Consider the following 25,766-nt stretch of genomic DNA (forward strand, 5'->3'; position numbering starts at 1 on the left):
TAAGTATGAAAATTTTTATCTTTGACAAACTAAGAAGGGATTCAGTTTTATATCTAAATCGTAAATACATGCATATTTTAATAGTTGAAGATGAATTAGGAATTGTGCAATTTCTGCGGCAAGGACTACAAGAGGAAGGTTATTTGGTGACAACGGCCAATGATGGCTCGAAAGGATTTGAATTGGTTCAGGAGCATCAATATGACTTAATTTTGTTAGACTGGATGTTGCCTAAAATTAACGGTTTGGATCTGTGTAAGGCGATCAGAATCAAAGATCAGCATACTCCGATTATTTTCTTGACGGCAAAAGATACTGTGCAAGAAACAATTGCCGGCCTAAAAGCTGGTGCAAATGATTACATCAAGAAACCTTTTAGTTTTGAGGAGCTTGTGGAACGTATTAAAATTCATTTCAGACATAAAAAAGGAGATCAGGAACTAACGCTTGGCACCATAAAAATTGATTTGTCGAAACATATTGTGCTTAAAGATGAGGAAGAAGTGGCGCTTACACAGAGAGAATTTGAATTGCTGACCTATTTAATTCAGAATAAAGGTAAAGTTTGTACTCGAAACCAAATTTTAAAAGATGTTTGGGAAATTAATTTTGAGTATGATACAGGCGTAATTGATGTTTTTATGAATGCCATCAGAAAAAAACTCAATTTAAAAATTGAAGAAGATTATATAAAAACGATTCGTGGAATTGGTTATATAGCTAATGATTTGTAAATGGAACAACTATCTTTTAAGCACAGAATCGCTTTAAACTATATCATAACTACGGGATTGTTAATATTGGTGGTTTTTTCAGCTACTTATTTTACTGTAAAATTTACTGTTTACAAGCATATTGATGAAAATTTGATGATTGAAATTAACGATCATTTAAAAGAAATCAGAATCGAAAAAAATAAGGTGATTTTTATGGATGCCGAAGAATGGGAGGAGCGAGAGCACAATTCTGTTGATGTTAATCCGGTTTTTGTTCAGTTTTTGGATTTGAATAAGAGAATAATTGAAAAATCTCCAAATTTAAAAAACGAAAAATTAGTTTACCACGAAAGTAAAGATCATTATGAATTGTTTGATACCAAATTATTGGGCAATAAAATCAGGCAAATTCAAATTCCGCTTCATATAAAGTCTAAAAAAGTAGGTTATTTGATCATTGCAATGTCGCTTTCTGACTCGGCTAAAGTATTAGGAAACCTTTTGGATACTTTGTTGATTGCTTTTCCAATAATCTTGGTAGTACTTTATTTAATTGCGAGGTTTTTTGCTGGACGAAGTATTAGGCCAATAAATGCAATTATAAATACGTCTAAAATAATTACAAAAGACAATTTAAAAACGAGGATTCCGTTACCGAAAACACGTGACGAATTATTTACACTTTCAAAAACCATAAATAATTTATTAAACCGAATTGAAGACGCTATTGAACGCGAAAAACAGTTTACTTCAGACGCTTCACATGAGCTAAGAACGCCTCTTACAGTAATTAAAGGAACGCTTGAAGTTTTGATTCGCAAACCTCGTGATAATAAGGAATATGAAGAAAAGATTAATTATTGCATAAACGAAGTTGATCATTTGAATGCGCTTGTAGATCAATTGCTTATGATGGCGCGTTTTGAGAATCAGAAACAGAATATTAAAACAGAATCGATTTATTTGAATTCATTGATTTTAGATGTTTTGACATTGAATTCTGAAAAGATTAGTGCAAAGAATATTAAAGTAAAATTTGATGCGATTACCGATTGTTATATTCAGTCGGATACATTTTTGATGATTACGATTTTAAGGAATATTATCTCAAACGCAATTAAATACACAAATAACGGAGGTAGCATTTTGGTTTTGCTTTTAAAGCAAAACGGCAAGACGATCTGCAAAATAAAAGATAATGGAATCGGAATTGCGAAAGAAGATTTAGAATTTATCATGAATCCGTTTTTCAGATCAAATTCAACTGATCATCCTGAAATTAAAGGTACTGGGCTAGGTTTGTCTATTGTCAAAAGAACTACTGAATTACTGGATATCAAGCTCAAAATAGAGAGCGAACTAGAAGAAGGAACAACTGTAATCTTGACTTTTAAAGAAGATTAAGAAAACGTTATAGTAAATTGAAAATCGGCAGTGAAAACGACACTTCAATTTTTATTTAACAATAAACTATCGTTAAGTTATATTAAAAATTGCTTTTTTATGAAATTAACTAGTATATTTGCAACCGAATCAAAGAATTATAAAACAAACCAAACAATGATTTCAAATCAATTACATCATCATCATTTTCATTATTGCTCTCAAGCGATGTGTTAATGGTATGCGTGTAAATCATCATATTTTAAAACCCGTTTGAGTACATCAAACGGGTTTTTTTATACCAATTCTTTGTACTCAAACTATTAATCAAACAACAACTAAAAAAATGAGTACTTTAAAAATTGCAATTCAAAAATCAGGTCGTTTAAACGAAGACAGCATTCAAATCCTTAAAGATTGCGGTATTTCAATCAACAACGGAATCGACCAGTTAAAAGCTGAAGCTTCAAACTTTCCTCTTGAAGTTTTATACCTTAGAAATTCAGACATTCCTCAATATTTAATTGATGGAGTAGTAGATTTAGCGATTGTTGGCGACAATCTTTTAGTAGAAAAAGGAAAAGGAATCGAAGTAGTTCAAAAATTAGGATTCTCAAAATGCAAAGTTTCAGTTGCCGTTCCTAAAACTTTCGAATACAATTCCGTTCAAGATTTAGCAGGACTTCGTATTGCGACTTCTTACCCAAATACAGTAAACGAATATTTCAGTAAATTTGGATTAACTGTAGATATTCACCAAATTTCTGGTTCGGTTGAAATTGCTCCAAATATTGGACTTGCAGATGCAATTGTAGATATCGTTTCAAGCGGAAGCACACTTTTCAAAAACAACTTAAAAGAAGTTGAAGTAATTTTAAAAAGTGAAGCAGTTCTGGCGGTTTCTCCAAAAGTATCTCCAGAAATCCAAAAACACATTGATACTTTAAAATTCAGAATCCAAGCCGTTTTAAGAGCCAGAAATTCGAAATATATTTTAATGAACGTTCCAAACGATAAAATTGAAGCGGTTGGAAAAATTCTTCCGGTTTTGAGAAGTTTAACAGTTCTTCCTTTGGCACAAGAAGGCTGGAGCAGTGTTCACTCCGTAATTGATAAAGATACTTTTTGGGATGTAATCGATCAATTAAAAGAAGTAGGAGCAGAAGGAATTTTAGTTTGCCCAATTGAGAAAATGGTTCTTTAATGCGCTTTGCGCGCTTTAGGCAATAAGCTTTAAGCTTTACGCCAAAGAAAAAAACACAAAGTTAAAAAAGCTTAAAGCCTATAGCTTATTGCCTATAGCAAATAAGCATAAAGCAAAAAAACATGAATAAAATAGACAATCCAAAACCAGAAATCTGGTCAGAAATATTAAAAAGACCAACTCAAACTATTGATGATATTGAGGTTACGGTAAAAGAAATCTTCAAAGAAGTTCAGAGAAAAGGAGATGAAGCTGTCGCGAAATATACTTCAATTTTCGACGGAATTTCATTAGGTAATTATGAAGTTTCACAAGAAGAAATCAATGAAGTTATTAGTTTGATTCCGAATGAGTTGAAAGAAGCTATCGAGTTAGCAAAAAACAATATTTATAAATTTCATAGTGCACAGAAAACAGACAGAATTGAGATCGAAACTGTTGAAGGAGTAAATTGCTGGCAAGAAAAAAGACCAATTCAAAGGATCGGCTTGTATATTCCTGGCGGAACTGCGCCTTTGTTTTCGACTGTTTTAATGTTGGCAGTTCCGGCTGAAATTGCAGGTTGCAAAGAAATCGTATTGTGTTCGCCACCAGATAAAAAAGGGAAAATTAATCCAGCAATTTTATACGCCGCCAATTTATGTGGTGTAACTAAAATTCTAAAAGTTGGCGGAATTCAGGCTATTGCAGGAATGACTTTCGGGACACAATCAATCCCAAAAGTGTATAAGATTTTCGGACCAGGAAATCAATTTGTGACCGTGGCCAAACAATTAGCAACACAATTTGGTGTTGCGATTGATATGCCGGCTGGACCATCAGAATTATTGATCGTGGCTGATGATACAGCGGTTCCAGCTTTCGTGGCTTCGGATTTATTGTCTCAGGCAGAACATGGGACAGACAGTCAAGTGATTTTGGTTTCGACTTCGAGAAAATTAATCAATGAAGTTGAAAATGAAATCCAATCACAATTAGAAGTTCTTCCAAGAAAGGCGATCGCTGAAAAAGCAATTCAAAACTCGAAATTGATTTATGTTGAAAACGATCAAATTGCTTTGGATCTAATCAATGAGTATGGTCCGGAACACTTTATAATTTGTTCAGAATACGATGATTTCTACTGTAACGGAATTGTAAATGCAGGTTCAGTTTTCATTGGAAATTATACGCCTGAAAGTGCTGGAGATTATGCTTCAGGAACAAATCATACCTTGCCTACAAATGGCTATGCTAAAAATTATAGCGGTGTAAATCTGGATAGTTTTATGAAATCAATGACGTTTCAGAAAATATCTAAAACCGGAATCCAAAACATCGGAAAAGCGATTGAAGCAATGGCGGAAGCTGAAGGCTTGCAAGCTCATAAGAATGCAGTAACGTTGAGATTAAAGAGTTTAGAATAAAAGAAAAAGGAAGAAAAAGAGCAGAGAAGCAAGATTTTATGATGTCTTTCTTTCTTCTTGGTTCTTGCTTCTTGAAAAAAATAACACAATGAGCACATTCGATATAAATACAATAACAAGAGAAAACGTAAAGTCTTTAAAACCATATTCTTCTGCAAGAGATGAATTTGAAGATTTTGACACAGCCGACATGATTTTTTTGGATGCGAATGAAAATCCGTATCAAAATGGCGTAAACCGTTATCCGGATCCACAACAGAATTCAGTTAAAGCTATTTTGGCTAAAAATAATCTAATAAAACAAAATCAGATTTTATTAGGAAACGGAAGCGATGAAGTCTTGGACTTGCTTTTCAGAGCTTTCTGCGAACCAAATAAAGACAATATTATTTCACTTCCGCCAACGTATGGAATGTATGGTGTTTTGGCGAATATTAATGCGGTTGAAAACAGAGAAATTCTTTTAACAACAGATTTTCAGCCACAAGTAGAAAAGATACTAGGAGCAGTTGATGAGAATACAAAAATCATCTTTTTATGTTCGCCAAATAATCCAACAGGAAATTCATTTTCAGATGAAAGTGTGGTGAAATTGCTCCAGAATTTCAAAGGTTTAGTGGTTATTGATGAAGCATATATAGACTTTTCAAATAAAGAAAGTTGGCTTGCAGAAATTGATGCTTATCCGAATTTAGTGATAACACAAACGCTTTCTAAAGCTTATGGGTTGGCTGGAATTCGTTTAGGAATTTGCTATGCTTCTGAAGCTGTCATTTCAATTTTAAACAAGATCAAACCTCCTTATAACGTAAACGAATTAACGCAACAAAGAGCGATCGAGCGTTTGAAAGATTCTGAAAAAATAAAACAAGAAATAGCTTCAATTATTGAACAAAGAGAAGAATTGCTTAAAGTGTTACTTGAAGTGTGTTTTGTTGAAAAAGTGTATCCAACAGAAGCCAATTTTATTTTGGCTAAAGTTGATGACGCTAATAAAAGATATGATCAGTTAATCGCAAAAGGAATCGTAATTCGTAATAGAACTACACAACCTTTATGTGAAAATTGTCTTCGCTTTACCATTGGAACAAAAGAAGAAAACGCTATTGTAATTAAAGAATTGAAATTATTAAGTTAAAAAAGATATAGCCACAGATTATATAGATTAACATGATTTTTTATTCTGTTTGTGTATAATTTTTTTGCCACGAATTACATGAATTTACACGAATTGAATTAGTGAAATTTGTATAATTCGTGGCAAAAAAGAAAAATCCATTTAATCTGTGTAATCTGTGGCAGAAAAAAAATATGAAAAAAGTACTTTTTATCGATCGTGACGGAACGATTGTTTTAGAACCTGAAAATCTACAATTAGATAGCCTAGATAAACTAGAATTTTATCCAAAAGCATTTCAATATCTGGCAAAAATCGCCAATGAATTGGATTATGAATTAGCAATGGTAACCAATCAGGATGGTTTAGGAACGGATAGTTTTCCGGAAGAAACCTTTTGGCCAACACAGAATTTTATTTTAAAAGCCTTTGAAAACGAAGGAGTTGTTTTTGATGAAATTTTCGTTGACCGAACTTTTCCAGAAGAAAATGCGCCTACACGCAAACCAAGAACAGGAATGTTGACTAAATATTTGAATAATCCAGAATATGATTTAGAAAATTCTTTTGTTTTAGGAGATCGTTTGACAGATGTGGAATTGGCTAAAAACCTTGGCGCAAAAGCGATTTTCATGAACGATACTGACGGAGCGGGAAGCAATGAAATTTCGGCAAAACGTGAAGAATTAAACGAGACAATCGTTTTGCAAACAATGGATTGGAAGAAAATCTATGAGTTTTTGAAATTAGAAGCGCGTTCAGCTTCAATTACAAGAAAAACAAACGAAACGGATATTTACATCAATCTAAATCTTGACGGAACAGGAAAAAGTAAAATCGATACCGGAATTGCATTTTTTGACCATATGTTAGATCAAATCTCCCGTCATGGGCAAATGGACTTAGAAATTCTTGTAAAAGGCGATTTAGAAGTAGATGAACACCATACAATCGAAGATACCGCAATTGCATTGGGCGAAGTTTTTGCGAAAGCATTAGGAAATAAATTAGGAATCGAACGTTACGGATTCTGCCTTCCAATGGATGATTGTTTAGCACAAGCGAGCAATTGACTTCGGAGGAAGAAACTGGCTGATCTGGGAAACAGAATTTAAACGTGAAATGGTGGGCAAAATGCCGACAGAAATGTTCTATCACTTCTTTAAATCATTCACAGACGGTGCAAAGGCCAATTTAAATATCAAAGCAGAAGGAATCAACGAGCATCACAAAATTGAAGCGATTTTTAAAGCTTTCGCTAAAGCAATAAAAGTAGCCGTAAAAAGAGATACTGAAAAAATGATTTTGCCTTCAACGAAGGGAATGCTTTAAAGAATTTTGTTTCAGGTTTAAAGTTTCAAGTTTCTGGTTGTCTCTAAAATGTAATTTTTTTTAATGGATTTATTTAATTATACAATATCTATTTGGAATGAAGCAGGTATAAAATTACAATCTGGTGCTTCAGAGGAATTAATTTTAGAGTTTGAAAAGAAATTGAATTTTAAATTTCCAAAAGACTTTAGATCTTTTTATTTGAAAGTAAACGGATTTGTAGATTTTGAATGGAATAAAAATATGTTTTCATTGTGGTCTTTAGAAAGAATATATGAAGAGTATAAATTCGACCAGAATCTTGATTATATCGCTTTTTGCGATTATTTAATAAATTCTCATTCGATGGGATATATGAAGAGCAGAAATGGAATTTTCATGAATACTACAAACGAAAAAGTATGTGAAACATTTGAAGAATTTATAGATTTGTTAAATGCGAATTCAGATAAATTATATTAAACAACATCAAATTTTGTTTCAAGTTTAAAGCTTTAGGTTTCACGTTTTGTTGAGTAATTTGAAACCTGAAACCTGAAACAAAACAAACAAAAAACAAATGAAAATAGTAATAATAAATTACGGAGCAGGAAATATTCAGAGCATTATGTTTGCTATTGAAAGATTGGGTTTTAAAGCTGTTTTGAGCAATAATCCAGAAGAAATCAAATCGGCTGATAAAGTGATTTTTCCTGGTGTTGGTGAGGCGAGCTCGGCAATGGCAAAACTTCGCGAAAGCGGTTTGGATAGTTTGATTCCGCAATTAAAACAGCCTGTTTTAGGAATTTGTCTTGGAATGCAATTAATGTGCAATAAAACAGAAGAAGGAAATACAAAAGGCTTAGGAATTTTTGACGTTGATGTTTTGAAATTTTCAAACAATGTAAAAGTGCCACAAATGGGATGGAATCAGATTTATGATTTAAAAACCGATTTGTTTAAAGACATTTCTGAGAATGAGTTCATGTATCTGGTTCATAGTTTTTACGCTCCAAATTGCACAGAATCTATCGCAACAACAAATTATGACGTAGAATACGCATCGGCATTGCAAAAAGATAATTTTTACGGAACCCAGTTTCACCCAGAAAAAAGCGGTGATGTTGGGGAAAAGATTTTGGGCAATTTCTTAAAAATGTAAAAATTTAATATCAAAAATCAATTTCAATATCAAAATTCAATAAAAATATTAATCGGTTTTGGAGAATCTAAAATCTAAAATCGTTAATCTAAAATCTAAAATTAAATGCGAATAATACCAGCCATAGATATCATTGAAGGAAAATGCGTTCGTTTGTCCAAAGGTGATTATGATACCAAAATAATTTACAATGAGAATCCGCTTGAAGTGGCAAAATCATTCGAAGCACACGGAATCGAATATCTGCATTTAGTAGATCTTGACGGTGCAAAATCTAGCAAAATTGTCAATTATAAAATATTGGAACAAATAGCAACGCAAACGAGCTTGAAAATTGATTTTGGAGGCGGATTAAAATCGGATGATGATTTGAGAATTGCTTTTGAAAGTGGTGCAAATCAAATTACTGGCGGAAGTATTGCTGTAAAAAATAGAGCCATTTTCGAAAAATGGATTTCAGAATATGGTTCACAGAAAATCATTTTAGGCGCTGATGCTAAAGATGAAAAAATTGCAGTTTCTGGCTGGTTAGAAGATTCAAATGAAGATTTAGTTCCATTTATAAAAAATTATATGAAAAAAGGAATTGAATATGTAATTTGTACTGATATTGCTAAAGATGGAATGCTTCAAGGTCCAAGTTTTGATTTGTATAGCAAAATTTTAGCCGAAGCCAAAGGAATAAAGCTAATCGCTTCAGGAGGAATTTCAACTTTCGATGAATTGCCAAAATTAGCTGAATTAGGCTGTGAAGGAACAATCATCGGAAAAGCAATTTATGAAGGAAGAATCAGTTTAAAACAATTAGAGAATTACATAATAGGTTGATAGTTATTGGTTGTCGGTTGATAGTTTATCATATTGCCCAACAACCAACAACCAACAACCAACAACCAACAACCAACAACCAAATTAAAAATGCTTGCAAAAAGAATAATACCTTGTTTAGATATAAAAAACGGAAGAACCGTAAAAGGCGTTAATTTTGTTGACCTGCGTGATGCGGGAGATCCTGTGGAATTGGCTGAGATTTACTCGGCTGAAGGTGCAGACGAATTGGTTTTTTAGATATTTCGGCAACAGAAGAAAGACGCAAAACGCTTGTAAATATGGTGCGAAGTGTTGCAGAAAAAATCAATATTCCGTTTACGGTTGGAGGTGGAATTTCATCTGTTGAAGATGTTGATATTCTGCTGAATAACGGAGCTGATAAAGTTTCAATCAATTCATCGGCAGTTAAAAATCCGCAATTGATTAATGATTTGGCTCAGAAATTTGGAAGCCAATGCGTTGTGGTTGCAATCGACGCCAAACAAATTGACGGACATTGGATTGTGCATTTAGTTGGAGGAAAAGTGCCAACTGAATTAAATTTGTTCGATTGGGCCGTTGAAGTTGCAGAACGTGGAGCAGGTGAAATTCTGTTCACTTCGATGGATAATGACGGAACTAAAAATGGTTTTGCAAACGAAGCTTTGGCTAAACTTTCAGAATTAGTAAATATTCCAATTATAGCTTCAGGAGGAGCAGGAAACATGCAAGCATTTTGTTGATTCGTTTCAAAAAGGAAAAGCAGACGCCGCATTAGCGAGCAAGTGTTTTTCACTTTAAAGAAATCGAAATCAAAGCTTTAAAACAAGAATTAAGAAACAACGGAATTGAAGTAAGGTTGTAAAAAACACCAATTTTGAAATTCCAAATTCCAAAAAATCTAAAAATAAAAGAGTTCAGTAATCTAAAATCTGAATTCTAAAATCTAAAATAATTATGGAAATCGATATCAAAAGCGCACACGGATTAATTCCGGCTATAATTCAAGACTCAGAGACTAAAAATGTTCTGATGTTGGGTTATATGAACGAAGAATCGCTTCAAAAAACAATAGAAACGCAAAAAGTAACATTCTTTAGCCGTTCAAAACAAAGACTTTGGACAAAAGGCGAGGAGAGTGGCAACTTTTTAAATTTAGTAAGCATTAAAAACGATTGTGATGGAGACACACTTTTGATTCAAGCAAAACCAGTTGGGCCGACATGCCACACAGGCGCAGATACTTGTTGGCAGGAACCAAATGATGCAAATTATGGTTTTATTTCTCAATTAGAAAATACCATCAAAACTAGAAGAGAAAATGCTGATTCAGAGAAAAGTTACGTTGCTTCTTTATTCGAAAAAGGAATTAACAAAATTGCTCAAAAAGTAGGAGAAGAAGCTGTTGAAGTTGTGATCGAAGCAAAAGATGATAATGATGATTTGTTTCTTAGCGAAAGTGCCGATTTACTTTTTCATTATCTAATTTTACTGCAAGCAAAAGGCTACCAATTGAATGACGTTGTCGAAATTTTGAAAAAGCGTCAGAAGTAGTGAATTTGCGAAAAAATATTTACTAAATTATGTTAAAATAAAAATTATTTTTTGATATTTACGTAAATATTTAATTTATGGATATCGAAACTTTCAGAAAACGTTTTGTAGATCATTCCAATGATGATCTGATTTTAATGCTGACTAAAAACGCCAGCAAATACAATCCTGATGCGTTACTTGTAGCAAAGGAAATATTGATTTCCAGAAATATTGATATCGAAACTATTCTTAAAGAAGAGCGTGAAAATAATCAAACGGAGAAAGAGCCTGAAAAAAGACATATTGAGGATCTTTCTCCTTTGGAACAAATCGAATATTTATCTGAAAAAAGACTTGAATTTGAAGAGAATATCGAGGATATTATTGAAAACAGCAATAAAGATTTGACAGACGAAGAACTGCTACAAAACTTTGAAAGCATACTCGATAAGATTATTGAAAACGGGAAATTCGGGGAATTTTCAGATGGTCATTCTAAAGAAAATTACTTTATTGTCAGCAATATTATTGAACAGCGAAGCATCAAAATTCCAGTTTCAATTCTGAAAAAAATTGACAGTTTAAACGGTCTTGCCCGAAAAGATTTTTCAAGAAAATTTACTAGAAACATTATAATTGGCCTTGTTCTTTCAACTCTTGGGTTGGTGTTTTCTATAGGAACAGGTGGTGGAATTATTTTTTATGGTGCTGTATTGTCTGGCTTAGGACTTATTGTCAATGGCATTGTTGGAAAAAGACAATTGAAGAGAGGCGCTCAGATTGTACTAGAATCGTATGGGTAATAACCAATAAACTTTTACTCTATTCTAAAATATATTCCTAATTTTCAGTTCGCTAACTAAATGTTCTGTTAATAATAAAGTTATTCTATGAAAAAGTATTTTGGCGCTATTTTGCTCGCTTTTATTTCCAATTTTCAAACACAGGCGCAATCCATTTTTAGTAAAACAGATGTTTTGACACATCAAGACACTTTGCGCGGAAGCATCACAAAAGAAAGAGCTTGGTGGGATTTGAAATATTATCATTTGGATATAAAAGTGAATCCGTCTGAGAAAACAATTGTAGGCTCAAATACTGTGCGTTACACTGTTTTATCTGAAAATAATAAAATGCAGATTGACCTTCAAGAACCAATGAACATTTCAAAGGTGACTCAAAATGGAAAAGATCTAAAATTTGAAAGAGACGGAAATGCGTTTTTTCTTTATTTAACCGAAAATCAAAAAGTTGGTGAAACAAAAGAGATTGTGATTTTTTTGGAGGAAAACCTAAAGAAGCTGTTAATCCGCCATGGGACGGAGGGATCACATGGAAAAAGGACAAAAACGGAAAAGACTTTATTGCCTCATCTTGTCAAGGGCTTGGCGCTAGTATTTGGTGGCCGTGCAAGGATCATATGTACGATGAAGTAGATAATATGTTGATCAGGGTAAATGTCCCTGGAGATTTGACCGATGTTTCAAACGGAAGACTAAAAAGCGTTAAAAAAGAAAAAGACGGAACCAAAACGTTCAATTGGTATGTTGCCAACCCAATCAATAATTATGGGGTAAACATTAATATTGGAGATTATGTTAGTTTCTCTGAAAAATTTAAAGGCGAAAAAGGCGATTTAGATTGTAGTTATTATGTTTTAAAAGATAATTTGGCGGTTGCTAAAGAACATTTTAAAGATGCTCCACGAATGCTGAAAGCTTTTGAAAACTGGTTTGGACCTTATCCGTTTTATGAAGACAGCTATAAATTGGTCGAAGCACCTTATTTAGGAATGGAACATCAAAGCTCTGTTACCTACGGAAATGAATTTAAAAAAGGTTATCTGGGTCATGATATGAGTAGAACCGGCTGGGGCTTGAAATTTGATTACATCATTATACATGAATCTGGGCATGAATGGTTTGCCAATAATATCACTTATAAAGATATTGCTGATATGTGGATTCATGAGAGTTTTACCAATTATTCAGAAGCATTATTTGTAGAATATTATTACGGAAAAGATGCTCGCAAATGCTTATATAAAAGGTTTAAGAAAGCAAATTAGCAATGACAAGCCCATTATTGGTATTTATGATGTAAATAAGGAAGGTTCTGGAGATATGTATCCAAAAGGAGCAAACATGTTGCATACAATTCGCCAACTTGTAAATGATGATGACAAATGGAAATCAATTTTAAGAGGTTTGAATAGTACTTTTTATCATCAAACTGTTACTACTAAACAAATTGAAGATTATATAAGCACACAATCGGGTATTAATTTAAAGACTGTTTTTGATCAATATCTAAGAACAGCACAAGTGCCAACTTTAGAATATTTTTTCGCTAATCATAGATTAGGTTTTCATTGGATCAATTGCAATTCAAATTTCAACATGCCTATTAAAGTTACTCTAAATGGCGTTGAAACTTGGCTCAAGCCAACTGCAGAATGGCAAGATATGAATGTGAAAGGAGAGCAGAATGCTTTAGTAGTTGACAAGAATTTTTATATAATCGAATCCAATTTGAATAATTAAATTCTGTAATTGTTTAAAAATCAATCCCGACAAGAGTATTTAATTTTTGTCGGGATTTGTTTTTTTGTTTCGTAAATCATAAAATTTTCAAAAACTTAAACAGTTTGTTTACATTTGCTGAAGACTATATAGGTTTACGTATCTTTTTTTACAAATTTTTAAATAATGAAGAAATACATTGGTGGCGCTTTTATCGCTTTTTTAGTTGGTTTCGGCGCAAATGCACAAGGGCTTTTAAATAAGTCAGAAACCGTTTTTACACATCAGGATACTTTACGCGGAAGCATAACAAAAGAAAGAGCTTGGTGGGATTTGAAATATTACCATTTGGATGTAAAAGTAAATCCTTCTGAGAAATCAATTTCAGGTTCAAATACAGTTCGTTATACTGTTCTTAAGAATTATTCAATTTTAAAGAATAATAGTAAAATGCAAATTGATTTACAGGAGCCAATGCAGATTACTAAAGTAACTCAGGATGGAAAAGAATTGAAATTTGAAAGAGATGGAAATGCATTTATTATTCAATTAACAGCTGAGCAAAAAATAGGAGATACAAAAGAAATCATAGTGTATTATGAAGGAAAACCTAAAGAAGCGGTAAGAGCTCCTTGGGATGGAGGATTTTCTTGGAAAAAAGACAATAACGGAAAAGATTTTATTGCAACATCTTGTCAAGGATTGGGCGCAAGCGTTTGGTGGCCATGCAAAGATCATATGTATGATGAAGTTGATAATATTTTGATCAGTGTGAATGTTCCTGGAGACTTGACTGATGTTTCAAACGGGAGATTGCAAAGTGTTAAGAAAGAAAAAGACGGAACTAAAACATTCAATTGGTACGTTTCGAATCCAATTAATAATTACGGTGTAAATATCAATGTTGGTGATTACGTTAATTTCTCTGAGGTTTATAAAGGAGAAAAAGGTGATTTAGATTGCAATTACTATGTTTTGAGAGATAATTTGGCTAAAGCGAAAGAGCAATTTAAAGATGCTCCAAAAATGCTTAAAGCTTTTGAAAACTGGTTTGGACCTTATCCTTGGTACGAAGACAGTTATAAATTGGTTGAAGTTCCGTATTTAGGAATGGAGCACCAAAGTTCGGTGACTTACGGGAATGCATACAAAAATGGTTATTTAGGGCGTGATTTAAGCGGAACTGGTTGGGGATTGAAATTTGATTTCATCATTATTCATGAGTCTGGACATGAGTGGTTTGCAAATAATATCACGTATAAGGATATTGCAGATATGTGGGTTCATGAGAGCTTCACAAATTATTCTGAAAGCCTTTTTCTAGAATATTATTATGGAAAAGATGCTCGCATCTGAATATATTATTGGATGCAGAAAAAACATTAAAAATGACACTCCAATTATTGGTCATTATGATGTAAACAATGAAGGTTCAGGAGATATGTATCCAAAAGGAGCTTCTATGCTTCATATGATTCGTCAGGTAATTAATGATGATGCAAAATGGAAAGCTATTCTAAGAGGAATGAATAAAACATTTTATCATCAAACTGTTACTGGCAAACAGATTCAGGATTATATCAACGAACAATCAGGAATTAATTTCAATAGAGTTTTTGCTCAATACTTGACTACAACTCAAATTCCGGTTTTTGAATATATGTTCAAAAATGGAACTTTTGGATATCATTGGACAAATTGCGTTGCTAAGTTTGACATGCCGGTAAGAGTAAAATTAAATGGTGTTGAAATGTGGTTAAAGCCAACAACAGAATGGCAATCTGTGAAGACTGAAAATGAAGATAGAAAAGTAGAAGTTGATAAAGATTTTTATGTTACGACTTCTAATATAGTTGAATAAAACTTCAATAAATTCCAATTGCTGGAGTTTAGGATTTTTTTATGTCTATTAAATTCCATAACAAACCCGACAGGTTTTAAAAACCTGTCGGGTTTGTTTTTGCGAATAGTTTGTCATTTCGACGAAGGAGAAATCTCCACAAGTAGCTCCATTCCCAAAAACGTCAATCTTTGCAGAGCTACTTACGAAGATTTCTCCTTCGTCGAAATGACAAAAAGCGCGGAAAATTAAATTTCCCACGCTTTTTTTATTGGAATTTGGTCCCGAGGCCTCGGGATAAAAATTGAAATTTTTATCTGCTGTTCAATTTCGCCTTTTCCTTAATAATATCAGCAATTTTGCGATTCTCAATTTTGCTTTCCAACCACGAGATAATATCTAAATACAAGAAAGCTCTTTTCTCGTAAGTACTCTTTTCAAGTTCAACAAAACGGGCGTGCATTTTTTGAATTCCTTCTTGATATCTGCCGGATAAAAGTTATTTAAGTTTCTTAAGAATTTAATAATCTCTTTTTGAACTTCATGTAAGTCGTTCATTTTCAATAAGAATTTATAGGTGCTTTTAAGATGATTTTCTAAATAATAATCTTTTCCTAATTCATAATGCGCAATCAATGACAAAAGTCTTGCAAAGCACATTAAATCCTCACGCATCGTCAAGTTCTTGTTGTTGATGATTTTATCTAAATAAAGAATACATTCATTATATTTTTCATTTCCAAAATAAATTGAAGCAATTTTGTAGAAAAACAACATTTCGTGATGTTCATCAAGATGTTCGCTGTGTAATTTCAGTCTTTCTAAAATTTCCGGAATCAAATACTCGCTTTCAGCAAAAGTTCCTTCTAAGATATGTAGATTTAATTTATTGTTATATATATAAAGAAATGATAGTGATGCAATGTTATCGTTTACCGGAAATCTCGGATCTTTAATTGTTTCTTCTAAAAGTGAAAGATATCTTTTGAAATTAGAGGTATATTTCAGCATATAAAGCGATTCCAAGAAATAATGATTTCCTTTTAAGAAAAATACCGGATTCAAATAAATCATATTCGGGTTATCATAAAATAGCGTTACCCATTTATAGGCATATTTGTAGCTCGCCAAGAAATCCTGAACCAAGAAACTGCGCCATAAATTAGCATTATAAAACCAATATTTCTCTCTGAAACCAAATTTGCTTTCATCAAGTTTTGCTATATGTCGGTTAAAATAATCGTCGATATATTTGTATTCGGCATCACTTTTCACATAACCCGTTTTCAGCATTATTCCATACAATTGCGGCGACAAATTCGATAGTTTGCTTGAAATCGTATTTCTGTAATTCAATTCTTTTGCTTGAATAACCAATTCATCAGCGCGGCCTTGAATACTTCGCGTAATATATTGCGATTCGATCAATTTTTCGAATTCTACAATTTCATACGCCATATATTTTTCATCATTTTCCAAAGCTTGCTGTTTTGTTTTGTCCAGAATTTTTAAACTCTGTTTGTACAAACCTTTATTATAAAGAATAACAGCAAAATCTATTTGTTCGCGTAATTGATAACGAATATTTTGACTCGGAATATTCAAGCGAATACTAACAAGGATTTGTTTGTATAGGTATGATTTTAAGTTGGATAGCTGAACTTTTTTGATGCTTCCGCTTTTTAAAATAAGCTTTTCATCATACGTTTCAGATTTATCCAAAATATTAAACAGCTCGATAAATTTTGTGTTCGAACTGGTTTCTAAGCGACTCGCAAAAATTTTGAATTGTCTTTTTTCAGATTTGGAAAGCGATTTAATCAGAACAAATAAGAAATCTTTTTGATGGTTAGCCATTGTAAAAAATAATAATATAACTTATTGATTTTAAAGTAATTAACTGGATATAAAATGATTTATGAACAGTATAATTTCATTAAATTGAATTTCGTACTGCATAAGTACAATATATATTTGTTATCACAATGTGAAATTACATTAAATTAATGAATATGAATAGAGAGAAAGTTCAAATTTTTGACACCACTTTGCGCGATGGTGAACAAGTTCCAGGATGTAAGTTAGATACTAAACAGAAATTAGTTATCGCAGAACGACTAGACAAAATGGGAGTTGATATTATCGAGGCAGGTTTTCCTGTGTCAAGTCCGGGCGATTTTTTATCGGTCTCTGAGATTTGTAAAATTGTAGAAAATGCAACGGTCTGCGGATTAACAAGAGCCGTAAAAAATGACATCGATGTTGCAGCAGCTGACTTTGAAGCATGCTAAGAAACCTAGAATCCACACCGGAATCGGAACTTCAGAATCTCATATCCTCCACAAATTACAAACTACGCCCGAAGATATTATTGCTAGAGCAAAATTTGCAGTAGCTCACGCAAAATCATATGTTGAAGATGTTGAATTTTATGCTGAAGATGCAGGAAGAACGGATAATGCTTTCCTTGCAAAAGTTTGTGAAGAAGTGATTAAATCTGGTGCAACGGTTTTAAATATTCCTGATACAACAGGGTATTGCCTTCCAGAAGAATACGGAGCAAAGATTAAATACTTAAAAGAAAACGTAAAAGGAATCGAAAACGTAATCCTTTCATGTCACTGTCATAATGATTTAGGTATGGCAACTGCAAACTCTATCGCAGGAGCTATAAATGGAGCAAGACAAATAGAATGCACTATTAATGGTATTGGTGAAAGAGCAGGAAATACAGCACTTGAAGAAGTAGTGATGATTTTCAAACAGCACCCTTACTTGAATTTAGATACAAACATTAATACTAGAGAATTAAACGAAATGAGCCGTTTGGTTTCTGAAAGTATGGGAATGATTGTACAGCCAAATAAGGCGATTGTTGGAGCAAATGCCTTTGCACACAGTTCTGGAATTCACCAAGACGGTGTAATTAAAAACAGAGCAACTTACGAGATCATGGATCCGTTAGATGTGGGAGTTAATGAATCTTCAATCATTTTGACAGCTAGAAGCGGACGAGCGACTTTGGCTTACCGTGCTAAAAAAGTTGGGTACGAATTGACAAAAACACAATTGGATGTCGTTTACATCGAGTTTTTGAAATTCGCTGACATTAAAAAAGAAGTTGTAGACGCAGATATTCATCAAATTATTGAAGCTTCTAAAATAGAAGGGGATTTAATAAGAAACTAAATATTTCAAAATAAGAATTTTAAGGAACAATAAGGATTTAAAGACATAAAGAGCGAGAGATTATGAATTTAAAAATTGCAGTTTTACCGGGAGATGGAATTGGGCCAGAAGTAATTTTACAAGCTAAGAAAGCTTTGTATGCCATTGGCGAAGTATATAATCATGAATTTGTTTTTGAAGAAGCGCTGATGGGAGCGGTTGCTATCGATAAAACTGGAAATCCTTTGCCGGAGCAGACTCTGAATCTGTGCTTAAATACTGATGCAGTTTTACTTGGTGCTATTGGTGATCCAAAATATGATAATAACCCAAATGCAAAAGTTCGCCCAGAACAAGGTTTATTGAAACTTCGTAAAGAACTTGGTTTGTTTGCTAATATTCGTCCTATTAAACCTTATAAAGCCTTAATTGAATCTTCTCCTTTAAAAGAGAAATTATTGAAGGAGCTGATTTTACCATTTTTAGAGAATTAACAGGTGGTGCTTATTTTGGAACAAAAACACTTAATGAAGAAGGAACACATGCTTCAGATTTATGTGAATATTCAGAAGAAGAAATTACTCGAATTGCACATTTAGCTTTTAAATCGGCACAAAAACGCCGCAAAAAGCTAACAATGGTAGATAAAGCAAATGTTTTGGAGACTTCAAGATTATGGAGAAAAGTAGTTCAGAAAGTGAGCGAAGATTATCCAGATGTCAAACTTGATTTCTTATTTGTGGATAATGCGGCAATGCAGTTGATTTTGAATCCGAAACAATTTGATGTGATTTTGACAGAAAATTTATTCGGAGATATTTTATCTGATGAAGCAAGTGTAATTACAGGTTCTATCGGTTTATTGCCATCAATATCTTTAGGAGAAAAAATGCTTTGTTTGAGCCAATCCACGGATCATATCCACAGGCAAAAGGAAAAAATATTGCCAATCCGATTGCTTCGATTTTGGTCACAGAGACTTTTGTTAGAGCATTTTGGATTAACTAAAGAAGCTAATGTAATTTATAAAGCGATAGAAAAAGCAATAGAATTTAAAGTAGTAACGGTTGATTTAAAACCAGATTCGAAATTCGGTACCAATGAAGTAGGGGAGTTTGTTTCTAATTTTATTTTCAGCAAAGATGATCTGCTTTATTTTAATAATGACAATGTAAGTATTGGACAATCGACAATTGTTTAATATTTTTTGTTAAAACGTAGAGGAAATAACAAGAAGTCTTTAAAATGTTGAGATTTTATTTTTTTAGTTCTTAAAGTTTGTTTACTTTTGTGACACTAAAAAATAGAGAAAGATGCAAATCTCAGTTATTATTATTACTTCTGTCGTTGTTGTCAATGTGATTAGCACATCTGCGCCAGGAATGTTATAAATATAATTGAAAGACTATATTATAAACCTTCCAAATACTGGAAGGTTTTTTTTGAACAAAAATTAAAATAAAATAATACATAATGGAATTAAATAAGTACAGCAAGACCATCACTCAAGATCAAACACAGCCTGCGGCTCAAGCGATGTTATACGGGATTGGTTTAACTGAAGAAGACTTGAAGAAAGCACAAGTAGGTATTGTGAGCATGGGTTACGATGGGAACACTTGCAACATGCACTTGAATGATTTAGCTAAAGATGTCAAAAAAGGTGTTTGGGATGCTGATCTGGTCGGACTTATTTTTAATACCATTGGTGTTAGTGACGGAATTTCAAATGGAACTGAAGGAATGCGTTATTCATTAGTTTCTCGTGATGTAATTGCAGATTCTATTGAAACAGTTGCAGGCGCACAGTGGTACGATAGTATTATTGCAATTCCTGGTTGTGATAAAAATATGCCTGGAGCTCTTATTGCGATGGGAAGATTAAATCGCCCGTCAATGATGGTTTACGGAGGATCTATTCACTCTGGAAAATGGAAAGGAGAATCTTTGAATATCGTTTCAGCTTTTGAAGCTTTAGGAAAAAAGTAAAAGGAGAAATCACTCCAGAAGATTTTAAAGGAGTAATTCAAAATGCTTGTCCAGGAGCTGGAGCTTGTGGTGGTATGTATACTGCCAACACTATGTCTTCTGCAATTGAGGCGTTGGGAATGAGTTTGCCATACAGTTCTTCAAATCCTGCTTTGAGTCAGGAAAAGAGAGACGAATGTCTTGCCGCTGGAGCCGCTATTAAAATTTTATTAGAAAAAGATATTAAGCCAAGAGATATTATGACGCGCAAGGCTTTCGAGAACGCTATTACAATTGTAGCAGTTTTAGGAGGTTCTACAAATGCAGTTATGCACTTAATCGCAATGGCACATTCTGTTGGAATAACAATCACTTTGGATGATTTTCAAGCAATTAATGACAGAACTCCTGTTCTTGCTGACATGAAACCAAGTGGTAAATATATGATGGAAGATATTCATGAAGTTGGAGGTATTCCATCGGTAATGAAATATTTATTAAAAGTTGGACTTATTCATGGAGATTGTTTGACTGTAACTGGAAAAACTGTTGCTGAAAACTTAGCTTCAACTCCAGATTTACAAGATGGACAAGAAGTAATTCATGAAATTCAAAAAGCGCTAAAACCAACAGGAAATATTCAGGTTTTATACGGAAACCTTGCTTCTGAAGGTGCTGTAGCAAAAATCAGCGGAAAAGAAGGAGAATATTTCGAAGGTCCGGCTGTAGTGTTTGAAGGTGAATTTGAAGTAATCCCAGGTCTTCAAGCCGGAAAAATTAAACCAGGAAATGTAGTCGTCATTAGAGGTTGTGGGCCAAAAGGTGGTCCGGGAATGCCTGAAATGCTTAAGCCTACATCTGCGATTATTGGAGCCGGATTAGGAAGCACCTGTGCACTAATCACAGACGGTAGATTCTCCGGAGGTTCACACGGATTCGTGGTAGGCCACGTTACACCAGAAGCATATGATGGTGGTGGTATTGCACTAGTAAAAGATGGAGATATTATCGCTATCGACGCTAAGAAAAATACAATTGACCTGAAGATATCTGACGAAGAATTCGTCGCTCGTAAAGCGGCTTGGGTTCAGCCTCCTTTAAAAGTTGACAGAGGAGTTTTGCTTAAATACGCTAGATCGGTTTCTAGTGCATCAACAGGATGTGTAACCGATAATTAATTATAAAAATAAATATCAATTACAATAACAATGACAATATCAAATTCAATTGTAAATAGTAAAATATTTCTATTAAATTTTGAAATTGAACTTGGGATTGATTTTTGAAAAAAAGATATACTATGAGAATATCAGGGGCAGAAGCCGTTATAAGATGTTTGTTAGCAGAAGGTGTAGACTTGATTTATGGTTATCCAGGTGGAGCAATCATGCCAGTTTACGACGAATTATATAAATTTCAAGATCAGTTGCACCACGTTTTAGTACGTCACGAACAAGGTGCAACGCATGCGGCTCAAGGTTATGCAAGAGCTACAGGAAAAGTAGGAGTGGCAATTGCTACTTCTGGACCAGGAGCGACGAATTTGGTTACAGGAATTGCCGATGCTCAAATCGATTCAACTCCAATGGTTTGTATTACGGGACAAGTAGGAAGACATTTATTAGGTTCTGATGCATTTCAGGAAACGGATATTATTGGAATTTCAACTCCTGTTACAAAATGGAATTTTCAGGTAACTGAAGCTTCTCAAATTCCTGAAATTATTGCAAAAGCATTTTACATTGCTCGTTCTGGACGTCCAGGGCCGGTTTTGATCGATATTACTAAAAATGCTCAGTTTGATGAGTTTGATTTTAGTTATGAAAAATGTACAGGAATCAGAAGTTATGTTCCTGTTCCAAAATTGAATTTGGATAAAGTTGCCGAAGTGATCGCATTGATTAATAGTGCTAAAAAACCATTAATCGTTTTTGGACAAGGAATTATTCTTGGCCAAGCAGAAGCAGAATTTAAAGCGGTAATCGAAAAATCTGGAATTCCAGCGGCATGGACAATTTTAGGTCTTTCGGCTTTACCAACAGATCACCCTTTAAATGTTGGTATGCTTGGAATGCACGGAAACTATGCTCCGAATTTATTGACAAACGAATGTGACGTATTAATTGCTTTCGGAATGCGTTTTGACGACCGAGTTACAGGCAAATTAAGCACTTATGCAAAACAAGCAAAAGTTGTTCATTTCGAAATTGATCCAGCAGAAATTGATAAAAACGTTAAAACTGAAATAGCAGTTTTAGGTGATGTAAAAGAATCTTTAGCGACTTTATTGCCGTTATTGGATGCGAAATCACACGATTTATGGCATAATGAATTTAAAGCATTGGCAGAAGTTGAATACAATTCAGTAATTAAAGAAGAATTGAACCCAACGAATGGTAAAGGAATTTCAATGGGAGAAACTATTGAAATGATCAATAAACATTCAAAAGGTGATGCAATTATAGTTTCAGATGTTGGTCAGCACCAAATGTTTGCTTGCCGTTATGCGAAATTCAATTCAACTAAAAGTAATATTACTTCAGGTGGATTAGGGACAATGGGATTTGCGCTTCCAGCAAGCAATTGGAGCGAAAATGGGAAAACCAGAACGTGAAGTAGTAGCGATAATTGGTGATGGTGGTTTCCAAATGACGATTCAGGAACTTGGAACGATTTTCCAAACTGAAGTTCCAGTTAAAATAGTGGTTTTAAACAATGAATTCTTAGGAATGGTTCGCCAATGGCAAGAATTGTTCTTTGATAATAGATATGCTTCAACCAAAATGATTAATCCAAATTTTGTTGCAATTGCAGAAGGGTATCATATTAAATCTAAAAAAGTAACGAATCGCGAAGATTTAGACGAGGCTGTTGCAGAAATGCTTGCTTCAAAAGATTCTTACTTCTTAGAAGTCATGGTGGAAAAAGAAAACAATGTTTTCCCAATGATTCCAACAGGAGCATGTGTTTCAGAAATTAGATTAAGCTAAGAAAAAAGTTTCAAGTTTCAGGTTTCATGTTCCAAGTTATGCAAAACTTGAAACTTTAAACCTGAAACAAATAAAACTAAAAAACAAATGGAAGATAAAACATTTACCATATCGGTATACTCAGAAAATAATGTTGGTTTGTTGAATAGAATATCAGGAATATTCTTAAAGCGTCACATTAATATATTAAGTCTAAATGTTTCAGAATCAGAGATAGAGAATGTTTCAAGATTTATCATTGTAGTAAACACTACTGAAAAATGGGTTCAGAATATCGTTGGACAGATTGAAAAACAAATTGAAGTAATAAAAGCATTTTACCATACAGATGAAGAGACAATTTATCTAGAGAATGCTTTATTCAAAATTGCTTCTAATTTGTTGTTTGATGAGAAACAAATTCAGAATATAATTAAAGAGAGCCAATCGACAATTGTGACAGTTTCTCGTGATTTCTTCGTGATTTCAAAATCGGGAAGACGTTCTGAAATTGAAGAATTGTACGCAAAATTCAAACCTTACGGAATCATGCAATTTGTACGTTCAGGAAGAATTTCGGTTTCTAAAGAAAAAATGGAGATTTCAACATTACTAGAAACTTTCAAATAATATCATTCATACTTAAATATAAATTACTTATTAAATTACACATTCATTAAATAAAAAAAATGGCAAATTATTTCAACACATTACCACTTAGATTACAATTAGAGCAACTTGGAGTTTGCGAATTTATGGAGCAGTCAGAATTTGCAGACGGAATCGCGACTTTAGCAGGAAAAAAGTTGTTATCGTAGGTTGTGGTGCACAAGGTTTGAATCAAGGTTTAAACATGAGAGACTCAGGTTTAGATATTTCTTATGCATTGCGTGCAGATGCAATTGCTGAAAAGAGAGCTTCATATAAAAATGCAACTGAAAATGGTTTTAAAGTAGGAACTTATGAAGAATTGATTCCAACTGCTGATTTAGTTTGCAACTTGACTCCAGACAAACAACATACTGCTGTAGTTACTGCAATTATGCCATTAATGAAACAAGGATCAACTTTAGCATATTCTCACGGTTTCAATATTGTTGAAGAAGGAATGCAGATTCGTAAAGATATCACTGTAATTATGTGTGCTCCTAAATGTCCTGGTTCTGAGGTTCGTGAAGAGTACAAAAGAGGATTTGGAGTTCCAACTCTTATCGCAGTTCACCCAGAAAATGATCCAAACGGATTTGGTTTAGATCAAGCAAAAGCTTACGCTGTAGCAACTGGAGGACACAGAGCTGGAGTTTTAAGATCATCTTTCGTAGCAGAAGTAAAATCTGATTTGATGGGTGAGCAAACAATTCTTTGTGGATTATTGCAAACAGGATCTATTTTATGTTTCGATAAAATGGTTGAAAAAGGAATCGATGCTGACTTATGCTTCTAAATTGATTCAATATGGATGGGAAACTATCACTGAGGCTTTGAAACACGGAGGTATCACAAATATGATGGATCGTTTGAGCAATCCTTCAAAAATTGAAGCTTATGAATTGGCTGAAGAATTGAAAGATATCATGCGTCCATTATTCCAAAAACACCAAGATGATATCATTTCTGGAGAATTCTCAAGAACAATGATGATTGATTGGGCTAATGACGACGTTAACTTATTGAAATGGAGAGTCGCGACAGGAGAAACTAACTTCGAAAAAACAGCACCACAAGAAGCTCCAATTTCTGAGCAAGAATATTTTGACAATGGCGTATTAATGATTGCAATGGTAAAAGCTGGTGTTGAATTAGCTTTCGAAACAATGACTGAAGCTGGTATCATCGAAGAATCTGCTTATTATGAGTCATTACACGAATTGCCATTAATTGCTAACACAATTGCAAGAAAGAAATTATTCGAAATGAACCGCGTAATTTCTGATACTGCTGAGTATGGATGTTATTTATTTGATCATGCATGTAAGCCATTATTGACTGAATTCATGAAAAAAGTAGAAACTAACATTATCGGAAAACCATTTTCAACTTCAAACGGAGTAGACAATGCAGTATTAATTGCTGTAAACAGAGAAATTCGTCAACATCCTATCGAAGAAGTGGGAGCTTGGTTGAGAGAATCTATGACAGCAATGAAAAAAATTGGATAATTAAAAAAGTTGGGGGAAATCTAGCGAAATTCGATTTTGTGAGATTTGCACTGTATCATGATTTGTAATATTTTGAATTAGTAAGCACTTATTAAGAAACTAGATATAGATGCATGTTGCATTCACTTAACTTCGGTGAGAGTAAGTTAAGTGAAGCTAATCCCTTATATAATGGGGTATATTTTTGGTAGAAATATACTTGTTGAAATTTCTATTTTAGTTAATAAAGATGCTACTATTTTCAAAATAGAGAAAAGTATTGTAATTCTATAATTACGAAATTAATTGTTATTGAAATTGTTAAAAATAAAAAGGTGCAGTATTTGTTTACTGCGCCTTTTTTGCAATATGCTTTTTGATGTAAAAAAGTATATTTTTGAATTAAACACAATAAAAAGAGATATTTTTTTTAATATGTGTTTTTATTTGTCAAAATTTATGAATTAAATAATTTTAAGAATACACAGAGATTTAATACATTTATAAAAAAAATTC

General features: G+C 33.3%; 11 protein-coding genes and 10 pseudogenes. 20 read left to right on the forward strand and 1 reads right to left on the reverse strand.

Annotation, left to right across the window (positions count from 1 at the left end; translation table 11 throughout):
- Positions 1-68 precede the first annotated feature (68 nt).
- The 14 genes and pseudogenes from ACQ9BO_RS16090 to ACQ9BO_RS16155 all read left to right on the forward strand — a co-directional run bounded on the left by ACQ9BO_RS16090 (position 69) and on the right by ACQ9BO_RS16155 (position 15,028).
- Positions 69-734 carry a response regulator transcription factor gene (locus ACQ9BO_RS16090; RefSeq protein WP_431241563.1) on the forward strand — a complete coding sequence of 222 codons (666 nt, stop codon included), beginning with the start codon at positions 69-71 and terminating at the stop codon, positions 732-734.
- The gene (locus ACQ9BO_RS16095; protein WP_431241564.1) at positions 735-2,120 is read left to right on the forward strand and encodes a sensor histidine kinase; all 1,386 of its coding nucleotides are present in this window, start codon (positions 735-737) and stop codon (positions 2,118-2,120) included.
- Positions 2,121-2,445: 325 nt separating this feature from the next.
- On the forward strand, positions 2,446-3,303 hold the full coding sequence (hisG, locus tag ACQ9BO_RS16100) for an ATP phosphoribosyltransferase (protein ID WP_431241565.1): 858 nt from the start codon (positions 2,446-2,448) through the stop codon (positions 3,301-3,303).
- A 122-nt stretch (positions 3,304-3,425) separates the two neighbouring features.
- Positions 3,426-4,709 carry a histidinol dehydrogenase gene (hisD, locus tag ACQ9BO_RS16105; RefSeq protein WP_431241566.1) on the forward strand — a complete coding sequence of 428 codons (1,284 nt, stop codon included), beginning with the start codon at positions 3,426-3,428 and terminating at the stop codon, positions 4,707-4,709.
- An 88-nt stretch (positions 4,710-4,797) separates the two neighbouring features.
- Positions 4,798-5,847 (forward strand): histidinol-phosphate transaminase, encoded by a 1,050-nt coding sequence (gene hisC, locus ACQ9BO_RS16110; RefSeq protein WP_431241567.1) that lies wholly within the window; start codon positions 4,798-4,800, stop codon positions 5,845-5,847.
- Positions 5,848-6,020: 173 nt separating this feature from the next.
- A pseudogene (gene hisB / locus ACQ9BO_RS16115) lies at positions 6,021-7,158 on the forward strand (bifunctional histidinol-phosphatase/imidazoleglycerol-phosphate dehydratase HisB).
- Positions 7,159-7,221: 63 nt separating this feature from the next.
- Complete coding sequence (locus ACQ9BO_RS16120; protein ID WP_431241568.1) at positions 7,222-7,620, forward strand: SMI1/KNR4 family protein; 399 nt, start codon at positions 7,222-7,224, stop codon at positions 7,618-7,620.
- A gap of 97 nt (positions 7,621-7,717) precedes the next feature.
- Positions 7,718-8,299, forward strand: coding sequence for an imidazole glycerol phosphate synthase subunit HisH (hisH, locus tag ACQ9BO_RS16125; protein WP_431241569.1), 582 nt, complete (start codon positions 7,718-7,720; stop codon positions 8,297-8,299).
- 105 nt (positions 8,300-8,404) lie between these two features.
- Positions 8,405-9,127: a 1-(5-phosphoribosyl)-5-[(5-phosphoribosylamino)methylideneamino]imidazole-4-carboxamide isomerase gene (hisA, locus tag ACQ9BO_RS16130; protein WP_431241570.1), complete on the forward strand. Its 723-nt coding sequence runs from the start codon at positions 8,405-8,407 to the stop codon at positions 9,125-9,127.
- 90 nt (positions 9,128-9,217) lie between these two features.
- Positions 9,218-9,974 (forward strand): annotated as a pseudogene (gene hisF / locus ACQ9BO_RS16135) (imidazole glycerol phosphate synthase subunit HisF).
- 92 nt (positions 9,975-10,066) lie between these two features.
- Positions 10,067-10,663, forward strand: a complete 597-nt coding sequence (hisIE, locus tag ACQ9BO_RS16140) for a bifunctional phosphoribosyl-AMP cyclohydrolase/phosphoribosyl-ATP diphosphatase HisIE (protein ID WP_431241571.1) — start codon at positions 10,067-10,069, stop codon at positions 10,661-10,663.
- A gap of 77 nt (positions 10,664-10,740) precedes the next feature.
- Positions 10,741-11,448, forward strand: a complete 708-nt coding sequence (locus ACQ9BO_RS16145; RefSeq protein ID WP_431241572.1) for a hypothetical protein — start codon at positions 10,741-10,743, stop codon at positions 11,446-11,448.
- A gap of 87 nt (positions 11,449-11,535) precedes the next feature.
- Positions 11,536-13,188, forward strand: a pseudogene (locus tag ACQ9BO_RS16150) (M1 family metallopeptidase).
- 165 nt (positions 13,189-13,353) lie between these two features.
- Positions 13,354-15,028 (forward strand): annotated as a pseudogene (locus ACQ9BO_RS16155) (M1 family metallopeptidase).
- A gap of 292 nt (positions 15,029-15,320) precedes the next feature.
- Here the strand turns inward: ACQ9BO_RS16155 and ACQ9BO_RS16160 are convergent.
- Positions 15,321-16,864 (reverse strand): annotated as a pseudogene (locus tag ACQ9BO_RS16160) (hypothetical protein).
- Between the two features lie 155 nt (positions 16,865-17,019).
- On the opposite strand from ACQ9BO_RS16160, the pseudogene ACQ9BO_RS16165 reads away from it, so the two are divergent.
- The 6 genes and pseudogenes from ACQ9BO_RS16165 to ilvC all read left to right on the forward strand — a co-directional run bounded on the left by ACQ9BO_RS16165 (position 17,020) and on the right by ilvC (position 25,271).
- A pseudogene (locus ACQ9BO_RS16165) lies at positions 17,020-18,196 on the forward strand (2-isopropylmalate synthase).
- A gap of 62 nt (positions 18,197-18,258) precedes the next feature.
- A pseudogene (gene leuB / locus ACQ9BO_RS16170) lies at positions 18,259-19,376 on the forward strand (3-isopropylmalate dehydrogenase).
- A gap of 272 nt (positions 19,377-19,648) precedes the next feature.
- Positions 19,649-21,321, forward strand: a pseudogene (gene ilvD, locus ACQ9BO_RS16175) (dihydroxy-acid dehydratase).
- A gap of 122 nt (positions 21,322-21,443) precedes the next feature.
- Positions 21,444-23,133: pseudogene (ilvB, locus tag ACQ9BO_RS16180) on the forward strand (biosynthetic-type acetolactate synthase large subunit).
- 87 nt (positions 23,134-23,220) lie between these two features.
- Positions 23,221-23,742 carry an acetolactate synthase small subunit gene (ilvN, locus tag ACQ9BO_RS16185; RefSeq protein ID WP_035643804.1) on the forward strand — a complete coding sequence of 174 codons (522 nt, stop codon included), beginning with the start codon at positions 23,221-23,223 and terminating at the stop codon, positions 23,740-23,742.
- Positions 23,743-23,801: 59 nt separating this feature from the next.
- Positions 23,802-25,271 (forward strand): annotated as a pseudogene (gene ilvC / locus ACQ9BO_RS16190) (ketol-acid reductoisomerase).
- Positions 25,272-25,766 lie beyond the last annotated feature (495 nt).

This window comes from Flavobacterium sp. P21, assembly GCF_050632225.1.
Lineage (GTDB): Bacteria > Bacteroidota > Bacteroidia > Flavobacteriales > Flavobacteriaceae > Flavobacterium.

Bases quoted from the DNA above. Each gene is read 5' to 3' on its own strand.
- ACQ9BO_RS16090 (WP_431241563.1), top strand. From the start codon at position 69: ATGCATATTTTAATAGTTGAAGATGAATTAGGAATTGTGCAATTTCTG.
- ACQ9BO_RS16095 (WP_431241564.1), top strand. From the start codon at position 735: ATGGAACAACTATCTTTTAAGCACAGAATCGCTTTAAACTATATCATA.
- hisG (WP_431241565.1), top strand. From the start codon at position 2,446: ATGAGTACTTTAAAAATTGCAATTCAAAAATCAGGTCGTTTAAACGAA.
- hisD (WP_431241566.1), top strand. From the start codon at position 3,426: ATGAATAAAATAGACAATCCAAAACCAGAAATCTGGTCAGAAATATTA.
- hisC (WP_431241567.1), top strand. From the start codon at position 4,798: ATGAGCACATTCGATATAAATACAATAACAAGAGAAAACGTAAAGTCT.
- ACQ9BO_RS16120 (WP_431241568.1), top strand. From the start codon at position 7,222: ATGGATTTATTTAATTATACAATATCTATTTGGAATGAAGCAGGTATA.
- hisH (WP_431241569.1), top strand. From the start codon at position 7,718: ATGAAAATAGTAATAATAAATTACGGAGCAGGAAATATTCAGAGCATT.
- hisA (WP_431241570.1), top strand. From the start codon at position 8,405: ATGCGAATAATACCAGCCATAGATATCATTGAAGGAAAATGCGTTCGT.
- hisIE (WP_431241571.1), top strand. From the start codon at position 10,067: ATGGAAATCGATATCAAAAGCGCACACGGATTAATTCCGGCTATAATT.
- ACQ9BO_RS16145 (WP_431241572.1), top strand. From the start codon at position 10,741: ATGGATATCGAAACTTTCAGAAAACGTTTTGTAGATCATTCCAATGAT.
- ilvN (WP_035643804.1), top strand. From the start codon at position 23,221: ATGGAAGATAAAACATTTACCATATCGGTATACTCAGAAAATAATGTT.